This is a genomic window from Pseudomonas sp. MH9.2, from assembly GCF_034353875.1.
GTDB lineage: Bacteria > Pseudomonadota > Gammaproteobacteria > Pseudomonadales > Pseudomonadaceae > Aquipseudomonas.
This window is the reverse complement of sequence record NZ_CP133784.1, coordinates 2,054,842-2,067,457: the sequence shown is the minus strand read 5'-3', so window position 1 is coordinate 2,067,457 and position 12,616 is coordinate 2,054,842. Positions and strand designations below refer to the sequence as shown.

The window sequence follows — 12,616 nt, the reverse complement described above, 5'->3', positions numbered from 1 at the left end:
ACCTGTCACAAGCTTAGACGCTGGTCGCGATTGGTGAAAACTTTGTCATACGCATGTAGGCAAATTCCCTTGAAACCTCTCGCTTGATATCGAGGCATCAACCGTGCGTCAGGGTAGGGCGTGTGGGCGATACAAACCCTGTTTGCGCACGAGATAGATTAAAACCCTGCGGCAGAATATATCCCTCTTCTAAAGCGGTTTTTGCCGTGAATTATCGCCAAATTTAAGTGTTTATATAGTGAAAGCCACTGGCTGTGGATTTTTATACTGCGCGACCATCGCGAGAGTACGTATCTGGCCTTTTCCGATGGATGTTCTTTTTTGAGGCGTGATGCGCACGTTTGTTGTGCTGGGCTCGCCTCCGATTTCAGTAGGACCATTCGCGCATGACGGGCTCGCTCATAAGGACGAACCTGATAATGCGACGCGCAGGCTTACCCGCCGGTGCTTTGAATCGTCGACTGACTACATATCCAATAACAATATGAGGTTGTAAATTTATGCCAGTCGGCAAGCACACTTTGCACACCGAGACCGTTCAAGGCGGGCCTCTGAAACGAGAGTTGGGCGAGCGCCACATTCGTCTGATGGCCTTGGGTGCCTGTATTGGTGTCGGCCTGTTTCTCGGTTCCGCCAAAGCCATCGAGATGGCAGGGCCCGCGATCATGCTGTCGTACATCATCGGTGGCCTGGCCATCCTGGTGATCATGCGCGCGCTCGGCGAAATGGCCGTGCACAACCCGGTCGCTGGCTCTTTCAGCCGCTACGCACAAGACTATCTCGGCCCCTTGGCGGGCTTCCTTACCGGCTGGAACTACTGGTTCTTGTGGCTGGTGACCTGCGTTGCGGAAATCACCGCCGTGGCCGTTTACATGGGTGTCTGGTTTCCCGAGGTTCCGCGCTGGATATGGGCGTTAGCGGCACTGATCAGCATGGGCTCCATCAACCTGATCGCAGTCAAAGCCTTCGGTGAATTCGAGTTCTGGTTCGCCCTGATCAAAATCGTCACCATCATCGCCATGGTCGTCGGCGGTATTGGCGTCATCGCCTTCGGTTTCGGTAATGACGGTGTCGCGTTGGGCGTTGCCAACCTGTGGAGCCACGGCGGCTTCATGCCCCACGGCGTGCAAGGCATCCTGATGTCACTGCAAATGGTGATGTTCGCCTACCTCGGCGTTGAAATGATCGGCCTGACCGCCGGTGAAGCGAAGAACCCACAGAAAACCATTCCCAGTGCCATCGGTTCGGTGTTCTGGCGGATTCTGTTGTTCTACGTTGGTGCGCTGTTTGTGATCCTGTCGATCTACCCGTGGAACGAAATAGGCACCCAGGGCAGCCCTTTTGTGATGACCTTCGAGCGTCTGGGTATCAAGACTGCCGCCGGCATCATCAACTTCGTGGTCATCACTGCGGCACTGTCGTCCTGCAACGGCGGCATCTTCAGTACCGGACGCATGCTCTACAGCCTGGCGCAGAACGGCCAGGCACCGCGTGGCTTCGCCCAAACCTCGAGCAACGGCGTACCACGTCGTGCACTGCTGCTGTCGATTTTTGCCTTGTTGATCGGCGTATTTCTCAATTACCTAGTGCCGGAAAAAGTCTTCGTCTGGGTAACGGCCATCGCGACCTTCGGTGCGATCTGGACCTGGACCATGATCCTGCTGGCGCAACTCAACTTCCGCCGAGGCCTGAGCAAAACCGAGCGCGACCAACTGAAATTCCGTATGTGGCTATGGCCGCTCAGCTCTTATCTGGCGCTGGCGTTCCTGATCCTAGTGGTAGGCCTGATGGCTTACTTCGAAGAAACCCGCATCGCGTTGTATGTCGGGCCAGCGTTCCTGGTACTGCTGACGGTACTGTTCTACGTGTTCAACCTGGCGCCGAAAAACGAAGCAGTGGGCGCTATACGTCCGGCGTTGTAACACCGCCTGAAACGCAAAAAGCCCTGGTCGGTTCATAATGATCGGGGCTTTTTTTACCCCTCACTGTCTGCGGTATTTGGTGGGCTGATTTCGCAGGCGAGCCTGCTCCCACAGTTCTTGTAGTTTTTTGACAATTCAGCGTTCGACAAACCAAGATCGGCTTTGAAAAGGATCAGTTCGGATTTTATGTGTTCAAGCTCTATCTCGGCATCCCATCTCAATGCCCATGTTTGGAACATACGGCATGTCCAGCAGCACTCTTTTTCTGTCAGCGGGATCATATCGGTTCCCCACGGATCTACCTCTCTCGTGTTGATCTCTGAAAGTTGGTCCTCCGACAGGGTTACAGGAAAACAACTTTTGGGTAAAAGCTTTTCCAGGGTATACATTTTAGGGCGCGTCATTGCCGCCAGATCTTCCGGACAATTCCAGTTTTCAGGCAGCGGTAGCAGCGGCTCCTCAATTGCCTGATATCCCCCTACCCAAACGGCAGTACCTTTGATTTCCATCATCCTTCCCTCACTGATTCGTTCACTCTCCTTGCATAACGACCCACCTTCAAAAAACTTGGCCTGATAAACCCGTAGGAAATTTCCGAGAGTGCGTTTCAGTGAGACGGCGTTCTCAAACTGCCACCACCCGCCCCGGCGTCCCCAGCCTTTTATTCAATTCCAGCCCGCTCGCCATGAGCATCATCAAGCCCAAACCCAGCAGAGCGGTAAAGACTTGCATCGGCCAGGTGTCGCCAGCGAGAGCGTTGGCCATGTCGGCCAGCGGCGCGAGCAGGACGCTGAGGCAGAAGACTTCCAGGGAATAGCGACCCATGCGGCAGGTTTGCTGGGTCGGCCAGTTGTTCAGCCATGCCTGACCTGTCGGCAGCAGTTTTGCGGCGCAGTAAGCCAGCGCCAGAAAGTGCAGCAGGCGCGCGGGCGAGAGGTCGGTTTTGCTGATCGGGTACAGCAGGTCGGAGATGGCTTTTGGTATCAACATCTCGTGCAGCCCCGGCCATTTCCACGACAGGGTAATCAGCCCGGAGATCACCACGTATGTCGCGCAGACGATGAACAACGGTTGCTGCTTCAGCGGGCGTGGTTGCGGGGCGCTCGGTCGTTGCCCACGAATTGCGCAGGCACCGCCGAGGACGAACAGCAGTTGCCAGGCCACGGGGTTGAAGTACCAGACGCCGCCTTCATAAGCCGAGAGATTCCAGCCAAATAGCGGCACCATCAGGTACAACGCAACGGACAGTCCGACCACGTATTCGGTCCGGCGCAGCATCCAGGGCAGGATCAGTGGCAAGGCCAGCAACAGCAGAATGTAGAGCGGCAACGGGTCAGTCAGGTTGGGTTTGAAGCGCAGGAGTAACTCATCGGCCAAGGCTTGTTGCGGGTTTCTGACGAAGTAGCTCAAGCCCATCTCCTGGATCATGTCGCGGGTTTCGACATGATTGTTGGCGACGAACACGATACCCATCAGCAGCGTCAACAGGAAGATATGCACCACATACAGCACCCACGCCCGCCGCAGGATGCGGACGCAGGCGACGACAAAACCGTCGCGCAAGGCGATGCGTCCATAGGCCAGCACTGCTGCATAACCGGCGAGAAATACAAAGATCTCCGCCGCATCGCTGAAGCCGTAGTTGCGTACAGTAAGTTGGGCGAAGGGGTTGCCAGGCACGTGATCCCAGAAAATGAAGATCAGCGCCAGACCTCGAAAGAAATCGATTCGAGGATCGCGTCCGTTAATCATGTCAGCGGGCTCTTCAGCGGGTGTTCGATCGGGAGGTGGGTGCGGCCTTGGAGGTTCCAAGTAGCACATCGGCGGCGCGCAGGGTGGCGTCATTGGTGAATAAATGCAAAAACAGGCTATTACTTAATGTCTCAGGAACATGGGGGCTGCTGCGGTAGAACCTTAGGCAATGGTCACAGTCTGCAGGGTATGCAGTGCTCATGATCGGTCTGGAAGCTTAAGCGCAAGTCGGGGGGATTCGCATGATGGAGCTACTTCAGCCCCAAAAAAGCACGAGTGCTGAACGTGTTGCATGGTTATTTCGGGAGCGCTGGGTGCTGCTGACCATCCTGGCCCTTGCAGCTTTGGTGCGCTTTTATGAAGTGACCGGGCCGGCCATCTGGTACGACGAAGCTGCCAGCGTGCTGATGAGTGAGTTTTCGTTCCCTCTCATCTGGTCTCACACCACATACGATGTTCATCCGCCTCTTTACTACCTGCTGCTGCATGGGTGGACGGCTGCATTTGGCAGCGGGGTTTTTGCGCTTCGGGCCATGAGTGTGTTGGCGGGCGGGGTGACTGTTGGGTTAGGTGTCTGGCTGGTGAGGTTGATTGCAACGCGTCGTGCCGCGATGCTGGCCGGGCTGCTTCTGGCACTTCTGCCTATTGCCGTGCGTTACAGCCAAGAGGTGCGGATGTACGCACTTCAGGGGGCCTGGCTGATGGGGGCGACGATAGCCCTGATTTACTGGATTAAACATCCGCAGCAGCGTCGATACCTGATCGTCTACACGCTGCTAATGGCAGCGGGGCTTTATACCCACTATTTTGCGGGGCTGTGTGTGGTCTCGCATTGGCTCTATCTGCTGTTGCTACGTTTCCAGCACTCGCGTACATGCCACCTCATTTCACGACCTGCGTGGTGGACCGCCAACGCTGCCGTGGTGGTTCTTTACTTGCCCTGGGTCCCTCATTTAATCAATCAATTGTCGTTGACCGGGGAAGTGGGCTGGATACCGCCTGTCACAGTCTTCAGCGTGCCTTCCATTATTTGGGAATCGTTAACGCTCGATGATGGGAGAAGTCTGCCCTGGCCGATATTTATTGCCCTGCCTGTGTGGGTGTTGCTGGCTTCCGGATGGAGTGTCCTGCGCGACAATCAGCCTTACAGGCTTCATGCGTTACTGGCCATCTATACCTTTGTGCCAATAGGGGTAGTGTTTTTAGTTTCGTTTAAACATTCGTTTTTTGTGCCCCGTTATTTCATGTTCGCGGTGATCGGGTTGCCGCTGATCCTGGCCATCGCACTGGATCGACTGGCGCATCGGTATCGAACGCTTGCCATTGTATGCCTGACAGTTTTAGTCAGTGGGGAGGGGGTAGGGCTCTACAACGTTTATAACCAGACGAATAAATTGAATGACACAGTCAATCAACCAGACAATCAGATCGACAAGACGACCGATTACATTAATCAGCACTTCGCTACGGGTGACCGCATCGTGGTAAACGATATTTATTGGTACTTGAGCGTTGCCTACTACAACAAAACCGGGACGATTCCGTTGCTCTACACCCCGCCGTTGCCGACTGGGGAGTCTGGACGTCCTGGCGAACAGGCTGAGGGTGCTCTGTTGTATCAAGATGCGGACGCGCTGTATGTCGATAACCTTGGCTCACTGCCTTCCGAGACAAGGCGGGTATGGGTGGTCCAGGGCAGTGAACCGGACGAAGCCATGACAGTCCCGAAAAACTGGTTGCCAGTCAGTGCGTTGACCACGGGTGACACGCAAGTCTGGCTTTACGCCGTCTGCACAACGGCCGTGTGTGGGCCGTTGAGAGCAGCCAGTAACTAAGTGCAGTGTCAGTAACGTTGAGCCTCGACCATCGTTCCTCGTCGGGGCTCAACGCATCAATCGGCCTCAGGCTGCGGCAGTGTTGGGCTCAAAACTGTCGGCTCGCGCCATCTGCCACATGTTCGAGTAGAACTCGCCATCCACTTCGCCGGTCAGCAATTCGCCAGGCTTGAGGAATACGTGGGACTGGGAGAACAGTTTGATCTCTGTGGCGGACATCCGTCGGACCAGATGCTTGGCCTCAAGCTGCGAAGGGTGATCGAGGCCGGCTGCAGCCAGCATTTCGGCCAATGCCTTGAGCGTGCTGCGGTGGAAGTTGAACACCCGCTGCGCTTTGTCTGGCACTACCAGTGCCCGTTGACGCAATGCATCCTGGGTGGCAACGCCGGTCGGACATTTGTTGGTGTGGCAGCTTTGCGATTGAATGCAGCCAATTGCGAACATGAAGCCGCGTGCCGAGTTGGCCCAATCGGCACCAATCGCCAGCACGCTAGCGATATCGAACGCGCTGACAATCTTGCCGCTGGCACCCAGCTTGATTTTGTCCCGCAGGTTCAGGCCGACCAGGGTGTTGTGCACGAACAGCAGACCTTCACGCATAGGCACGCCCATGTGGTCGGTGAATTCCACGGGTGCCGCGCCGGTGCCGCCTTCTTTGCCGTCGACCACGATGAAGTCTGGAAGGATGCCGGTCTCGAGCATGGCTTTGGCGATGCCCATGAACTCCCACGGATGCCCCAGGCAAAACTTGAAGCCCACGGGTTTGCCACCAGACAGTTCGCGCAGTTGAGCAATGAAGTGCATCAGTTCGCAAGGGGTCGAAAACGCACTGTGTCGCGAGGGTGAGATGCAATCTTCGCCCATCATGATGCCGCGGGTTTCGGCGATTTCCTTGGTCACTTTGCCTTTGGGCAAGATGCCTCCGTGGCCCGGTTTGGCGCCTTGGCTCATCTTGATTTCGATCATTCGCACTTGCGGATCTTTTGCCTGTGCGGCGAAGCGCACCGGATCGAAACGGCCATCCGATGTCCGGCAGCCGAAGTAGCCGCTGCCCAGTTCCCAGGTCAAATCGCCGCCGTTTTCCCGGTGATACGGGCTGATGCTGCCTTCGCCGGTGTCGTGGGCGAAATTGCCGAGTTTGGCGCCCTGATTCAGCGCGCGAATCGCATTGGCGCTAAGCGAGCCGAAGCTCATCGCCGAGATATTGAAGACCGAGGCCGAGTACGGTTGTTTGCACTGCGGACCACCGACCAGCACGCGAAAGGCGTGGGGATCGCTCAACGGTGCGGGGCGCATCGAGTGGCCGATGAATTCGAAACCTGTCTGATAGACATCGATCAGCGTGCCGAAAGGCTTGTCCGCCGTTTCATTTTTGGCGCGCGAATATACCAACGAACGCTGGGCCCGAGAGAAGGGCAGAGCGTCGCTGTCGGACTCCAGCAGGTATTGGCGGATCTCCGGGCGGATGCCTTCGACCAGGTAACGGATGTTGCCCAGAATCGGGTAATTGCGGCGTATCGCGTGCGGGGTCTGCAGCAGATCGCCGATGCCGATCAGGCTGAGTACACCGGTGACCAGGGTGAATGGCCAGAGCCATTCGTGGTGCCAGAACGGAATGCTGGCGAAGGTGAAACATACGCAAAACACAAAAAAAGCGTAACGACTGAGGAGGGACAGGCTCATGCGGAATCCTGGGGCTTTATGACGGTTAATGACGAAAATGCTGGCGCTGTTCCGCGCCTATCAATCAGTGGTTTCACCCCGGGTCTCTATGGACCGGCAATGAAACCTTCCCTCGGTGCAGACGAATGTAGCGCCGATAATACTCTGTCAGCTCAAAGTGTTTCGGCGAAGATCACGCTAAGCCCATCGGATAACGGCCTGTCTCTGCTTCCGGGGAGGCGCGAGCGGGCCGTACATCCTCACCTGACTGCACTCACCCCATCCAGCGTCGAGAACGAGGTGTCTTTGGCGGTCAGCAGGAAATCACGCATGTACGGCGCATCGAGCATGTCGGCGCGGATGCCGGCATACAGCGTGGCGAACAGGCCTTTTTCGCCTAATCGCTTGGCTTTCACATAGCCCCGCGAGCTGTATTCATGCAGCGCCCAATGGGGCATGCCACACACGCCGCGTCCGCTGGCGACCAGTTGCATCATCATCACCGTCAGTTCTGAGGTTCGCACCTGCGCCGGTTCAACATCGGCCGGCTCCAGAAAGCGGGTGAAGATGTCCAGACGGTCGCGCTCAACCGGGTAGGTGATCAAGGTTTCCTTGAGCAGGTCTTCCGGGACAACATACGCCTTGTTCGCCAGCGGATGCTGATTGGCCACCGCCAACATGGCTTCGTAGGTAAACAATGGGACGTAGGTGATGCCCACCAGCTCCAGTGGGTCGGAGGTCACCACCAAGTCCAGATCGCCGCGGGCCAGTGCCGGCAGCGGCGCGAAGGAAAACCCGGACGACAGGTCCAGCTCGACTTCCGGCCAGGCATCACGGAACTGGTCGATGGTCGGCATCAGCCACTGGAAGCAACTGTGACACTCGATAGCCATGTGCAGGCGCCCCGCAGTTCCGCCCGCCAGACGGGCGATGTCACGCTCGGCACCCCGCAATTGCGGGAGGACTGAATCAGCCAGCTGCAACAGGCGCAGCCCTGCACTGGTGAACCGTACGGGTTTGGTTTTGCGCGTGAACAGCGACATACCCATGCGCTCCTCCAGCTCCTTGAACTGATGGGACAAGGCAGATTGCGTCAAGTGCAGGCGCTCGGCCGCTTCCACAAGGCTGTCGGCCTCGCGCAAGGCGTGGAGGGTTTTCAGGTGGCGGATTTCCAGCATGGAGGTCTCCATGAATAAACTTTGTGATCAACACGAATACAATGAGTTTGTCTCATGTTGGTCGAGCTGTCGACAATAGCGCCATCTTTTATTGGGAGGACGTTGTCATGGCCTTGGCCCACACGCTTGGATTTCCGCGCATCGGCGCAGACCGTGAATTGAAAAAAGCGCTGGAAGCGTACTGGAAAGGCGACCTTGATCAAGCGGGCCTGCGTGCAGTTGGTCGTGAGTTGCGTGCTACCCACTGGCGTTTGCAGAAAGACGCCGGGATTGACCTGCTGCCAGTCGGCGACTTTGCCTGGTACGACCAGGTGCTGGCGCATTCGCTGACTTTCGGCGTGATCCCTGAACGCTTCGCTGGCGCCAAAGACGATGCTGGCTTGCCAACCCTTGATACGTTGTTCGCCATGGCCCGTGGCGCCAGCGATCATTGCTGCGGCGATAGCCACGGCAAGGCGCAATACGCTCAAGAGTTGACCAAGTGGTTCGATACCAACTACCACTATCTCGTCCCTGAATTCACTGAGGACCAGCGTTTCCAGCTGAGCTGGGAGCAGTTGTTCGAGGAGGTCGACGAAGCCCGGGCGCTGGGTTATGCAGTCAAACCGGTATTGATCGGCCCTTTGACGTACTTGTGGCTGGGTAAAGCCAAGGGCGACAGCTTCGACAAACTTGATTTGCTGGAACGCCTGCTGCCGTTGTACGGCGAAATTCTCGGACGTCTGGCGGCGCAGGGCGTTGAATGGGTGCAGATCGATGAACCGATCCTGACCCTCGACCTGCCACAAGACTGGAAAAACGCGTTCGAGCGGGCATATCACAGCCTGCAATACTCGCCGCTGAAAAAACTGGTCGCCACTTATTTCGGTGGCCTTGAAGACAACCTTGGATTGGCAGTGGCGCTTCCAGTAGCGGGGTTGCACATTGATCTGGTGCGCGCGCCGGAACAGCTGGCGGCAGTGCTTGACCGTCTGCCGACCTATAAAGTGCTGTCGTTGGGTGTGGTCAACGGGCGTAACGTCTGGCGCTGCGATCTGGACAACGCACTGGAGCAACTGCAGCACGCGCACGTCCGCTTTGGCGACAATCTGTGGGTCTCCGCGTCATCCTCGCTGTTGCACAGCCCGGTGAGTCTCGACCGCGAAGACACGCTGGATGCCGAACTGAAAAGCTGGCTGGCCTTTGCCGTGCAGAAGTGCGAAGAAATCGCGGTGCTCAGCGCGGCCTTGAACGATCCGCAGGCTACGACAGTGCAGGCCGCTTTGGTTGAGAGTCGCGCTATACAGCTCAGCCGCCAGCAATCACCTCGTATTCACAAACCCCACGTCGAGGCACGTCTGGCGGCGATCACTGCGGCTGACAGTCGGCGCCAGTCAGTTTTTGACGAGCGCATTGAGCAGCAACGTGCGCGGCTGAATCTGCCGCTGTTTCCGACGACTACCATTGGCTCGTTCCCACAGACCGCGTCCATTCGTCTGGCGCGTCAGGCGTTCAAACAGGGCACCTTGTCGGCCACTGATTACACCGAAGCCATGCACTGTGAAATTCGCCATGCGGTGGAGACTCAGGAGCGCTTGGGGCTGGATGTACTGGTGCATGGCGAGGCTGAGCGTAACGACATGGTCGAGTACTTCGCCGAGCAATTGGACGGGTATGCGTTTAGCCGGTTTGGCTGGGTCCAGAGCTACGGTTCGCGCTGCGTGAAGCCAGCGGTGATATTCGGTGACGTGAGCCGTCCGCAGGCGATGACCGTTGAATGGACGCGCTACGCGCAGAGCGTGACCGGCAAGGTCATGAAGGGCATGCTCACAGGCCCGGTGACCATGCTGATGTGGTCGTTCCCGCGTGAAGATGTTTCACGCAAGATTCAGGCGCAACAGCTGGCGCTGGCGATCCGTGACGAAGTGCTGGATCTGGAGCAGGCGGGAATCAAAATCGTGCAAATCGACGAAGCAGCCTTCCGCGAAGGATTGCCGCTACGCCGTGCACAGTGGCAGGAATATCTGGAGTGGGCGGTGGAGGCTTTTCGCCTGTGCGCGTCTGGCGTGCGTGATGAAACCCAGATCCACACCCACATGTGTTACAGCGAATTTAACGACGTGATCGAATCAATTGCTGCCATGGACGCCGACGTAATTACCATTGAAACGTCACGCTCGGACATGGAGTTGCTGGAGGCCTTCAACGCATTCGACTACCCGAATGACATCGGGCCGGGGGTCTATGACATTCATTCGCCGCGCGTGCCGGAGACCGCCGAGATGGTCAAACTGATGACCAAGGCGGTCAGGCACATCCCTGCTGAACGGTTGTGGGTCAATCCGGATTGCGGCCTGAAAACCCGCGGCTGGGTCGAGACAGAAGCCGCGTTGGCGAACATGGTGGCGGCGGCACGGCAACTGCGGTGCGAATGGGTTTGATCGCAGGCTGAACCCCGACCACCGGGCAGCATTCATCAAATTGTCATGAAACTGTGGCAGCGCGCTTTGAAAAACATCATCAAACTTCGCACCTACTGGGGATTTGCGGCTTGGTGTTTTTCATGCGGGTGTTAATTTTCTGGATCGCACTGTTGTGCGGCCTGCCGTCTTTTGCGGCTTCTCGATGCGATGTCAACGTCCCCACGCAAGTGGCCGACCTCAAAGAGGTGCACCTGGCGTATCAGAGCATCGGGCGTAACTCCGATCCGGCCCTGGTTTTGGTGATGGGGCTGGGAGGCCAGTTGATTCACTGGCCGGACGAGGTGGTGGTCGCGCTCTGTCAGCAAGGCTTTCGGGTCATCCGTTACGACAACCGCGACGTGGGTTTGTCCACCTGGACACAGGCGCCAGCCAGTCCCAACCTCACCTATGAAGTCCTGCGCTACAAGCTTGGCTTACCGGTTTCTGCACCGTATAGCCTGACAGATATGGCCGACGACGCCCTGGGCTTGATGGATTCGCTGCATGTTCGGCAATTCCATGTGCTGGGCGCGAGTATGGGCGGGATGATCGCTCAGCACCTGGCGGACATTGCGCCTGATCGCGTAGAAAGCCTGACCCTGATCATGACCAGTTCCGGCGCGCAGGGGTTGCCTGCACCGAGCCCGGCGTTGCTGCAACTGCTGGCCAGACGCAGTGCGCCGAGTCGCGAGGTGGCCATAGAACAACAGGCCGACTTGCTTGCCGCACTGGGCAGCCCTCAGGTGTTGGATGATCGCAAGAAGCTGTTGCAGCAGGCGGCAACTTCTTATGACCGCGCCTTCAATCCTGATGGCGTAAAGCGCCAGATTCTGGCGATTCTGGCCGAGTCCAGTCGTGTCGAACTGCTCGACCGTTTGCGCCTGCCAACGCTGGTGGTGCACGGCACCGCCGATCCGTTGTTGCCGGTGATGCACGGCATCCATGTCGCTGCGCATATCCAGGGCAGTCAGTTGCGCTTGATTCCGGGGCTGGCTCATCGCTTTCAGGAAGCGTTCAAGGCGCCGCTCCTGGCGGCGGTTCTGCCGTATCTGAAAGCGCATCAACACGACGGCAGTCACGTCGCGCAGTTGTAGCTCAGGTGAAAAGGACGCCGACGAAGGTGTAAGGTGCGAGCTTTCCCACTGCAATACGTGAGCGAGGGTTCCATGAGGACACCCCTGAAAATCGATTTCGTTTCTGATGTGTCCTGCCCTTGGTGTGTGATCGGCCTGCGCGCTTTGACCCAGGCGCTGGAAGGGCTGGGTGATGAGGTCAAGGCCGAGATCCATTTCCAGCCGTTCGAGCTCAACCCGAACATGCCCGCTGAAGGTCAGGACATCAACGAGCATATCTTCGAGAAATACGGTTCGACGCCCGAACAGTCCCGGCAGAATCGCGAAGTGATTCGCCAGCGCGGTGCCGAGCTGGGGTTTACCTTCTCACAGGGTGACCGACGCATCTACAACACCTTCGACGCCCACCGCCTGTTGCATTGGGCTGAACTGGAAGGCAAGCAGCAAGCGTTGAAAGAGGCCTTGTTTGCAGCGTACTTCACGGATCACGCCAACCCTTCGGATCATAACGTGCTGGCAGCCGTGGCTGAACGGGTGGGCCTGGACCGCCAGCGTGCCGAAGCAATTCTGGCTTCAGGCGAATATGCCGCCGAGGTCCGTGAGTTGGAACAGCTGTGGGTGTCGCGTGGGGTCAGTTCAGTGCCGACCATCGTTTTCAACGACCGCTATGCTGTGTCTGGCGGGCAACCGGTGGAAGCGTTCACCGACGCCATTCGTCAGATCATTGCGGAGGCCGCTGAGCCGCAATAACGC

At 57.5% G+C, this 12,616-nt stretch carries 9 protein-coding genes; 5 read left to right on the top strand and 4 right to left on the bottom strand.

The annotated features are described in order from the left end of the window. The first annotated feature begins 500 nt into the window (after positions 1 to 500). The gene (locus RHM55_RS09685) at positions 501 to 1,922 is read left to right on the top strand and encodes an amino acid permease (RefSeq protein ID WP_322181493.1); all 1,422 of its coding nucleotides are present in this window, start codon (positions 501 to 503) and stop codon (positions 1,920 to 1,922) included. A gap of 53 nt (positions 1,923 to 1,975) precedes the next feature. Here RHM55_RS09685 and RHM55_RS09680 read toward each other — a convergent pair whose 3' ends face one another. Then, positions 1,976 to 2,431: a hypothetical protein gene (locus RHM55_RS09680; protein ID WP_322181491.1), complete on the bottom strand. Its 456-nt coding sequence runs from the start codon at positions 2,429 to 2,431 to the stop codon at positions 1,976 to 1,978. Positions 2,432 to 2,546: 115 nt separating this feature from the next. Further along, the gene (locus RHM55_RS09675) at positions 2,547 to 3,674 is read right to left on the bottom strand and encodes an OpgC domain-containing protein (protein WP_322181489.1); all 1,128 of its coding nucleotides are present in this window, start codon (positions 3,672 to 3,674) and stop codon (positions 2,547 to 2,549) included. Positions 3,675 to 3,916: 242 nt separating this feature from the next. On the opposite strand from RHM55_RS09675, the gene RHM55_RS09670 reads away from it, so the two are divergent. Continuing rightward, positions 3,917 to 5,509, top strand: a complete 1,593-nt coding sequence (locus RHM55_RS09670; RefSeq protein WP_322181487.1) for a glycosyltransferase family 39 protein — start codon at positions 3,917 to 3,919, stop codon at positions 5,507 to 5,509. A gap of 66 nt (positions 5,510 to 5,575) precedes the next feature. Here the strand turns inward: RHM55_RS09670 and RHM55_RS09665 are convergent, their stop codons facing one another. Then, the gene (locus RHM55_RS09665; protein ID WP_322181484.1) at positions 5,576 to 7,192 is read right to left on the bottom strand and encodes an FMN-binding glutamate synthase family protein; all 1,617 of its coding nucleotides are present in this window, start codon (positions 7,190 to 7,192) and stop codon (positions 5,576 to 5,578) included. A 239-nt stretch (positions 7,193 to 7,431) separates the two neighbouring features. After that, positions 7,432 to 8,349, bottom strand: coding sequence for a transcriptional regulator MetR (gene metR / locus RHM55_RS09660; RefSeq protein ID WP_322181482.1), 918 nt, complete (start codon positions 8,347 to 8,349; stop codon positions 7,432 to 7,434). Between the two features lie 107 nt (positions 8,350 to 8,456). Here metR and metE point away from each other — a divergent pair, with 107 nt between their 5' ends. The 3 genes from metE (at position 8,457) to RHM55_RS09645 (ending at position 12,613) form a co-directional block, all read left to right on the top strand. Continuing rightward, complete coding sequence (gene metE / locus RHM55_RS09655) at positions 8,457 to 10,769, top strand: 5-methyltetrahydropteroyltriglutamate--homocysteine S-methyltransferase (RefSeq protein ID WP_322181480.1); 2,313 nt, start codon at positions 8,457 to 8,459, stop codon at positions 10,767 to 10,769. Positions 10,770 to 10,891: 122 nt separating this feature from the next. Beyond that, the gene (locus tag RHM55_RS09650; RefSeq protein ID WP_322181478.1) at positions 10,892 to 11,884 is read left to right on the top strand and encodes an alpha/beta hydrolase; all 993 of its coding nucleotides are present in this window, start codon (positions 10,892 to 10,894) and stop codon (positions 11,882 to 11,884) included. Between the two features lie 72 nt (positions 11,885 to 11,956). Next, positions 11,957 to 12,613, top strand: a complete 657-nt coding sequence (locus RHM55_RS09645; RefSeq protein WP_322181476.1) for a DsbA family oxidoreductase — start codon at positions 11,957 to 11,959, stop codon at positions 12,611 to 12,613. Positions 12,614 to 12,616 lie beyond the last annotated feature (3 nt).

Excerpts from the sequence above, each read along its gene's own strand:
- RHM55_RS09685 (WP_322181493.1), top strand. The coding sequence starts at position 501 with ATGCCAGTCGGCAAGCACACTTTGCACACCGAGACCGTTCAAGGCGGG.
- RHM55_RS09680 (WP_322181491.1), bottom strand. The coding sequence starts at position 2,431 with ATGGAAATCAAAGGTACTGCCGTTTGGGTAGGGGGATATCAGGCAATT.
- RHM55_RS09675 (WP_322181489.1), bottom strand. The coding sequence starts at position 3,674 with ATGATTAACGGACGCGATCCTCGAATCGATTTCTTTCGAGGTCTGGCG.
- RHM55_RS09670 (WP_322181487.1), top strand. The coding sequence starts at position 3,917 with ATGATGGAGCTACTTCAGCCCCAAAAAAGCACGAGTGCTGAACGTGTT.
- RHM55_RS09665 (WP_322181484.1), bottom strand. The coding sequence starts at position 7,192 with ATGAGCCTGTCCCTCCTCAGTCGTTACGCTTTTTTTGTGTTTTGCGTA.
- metR (WP_322181482.1), bottom strand. The coding sequence starts at position 8,349 with ATGCTGGAAATCCGCCACCTGAAAACCCTCCACGCCTTGCGCGAGGCC.
- metE (WP_322181480.1), top strand. The coding sequence starts at position 8,457 with ATGGCCTTGGCCCACACGCTTGGATTTCCGCGCATCGGCGCAGACCGT.
- RHM55_RS09650 (WP_322181478.1), top strand. The coding sequence starts at position 10,892 with ATGCGGGTGTTAATTTTCTGGATCGCACTGTTGTGCGGCCTGCCGTCT.
- RHM55_RS09645 (WP_322181476.1), top strand. The coding sequence starts at position 11,957 with ATGAGGACACCCCTGAAAATCGATTTCGTTTCTGATGTGTCCTGCCCT.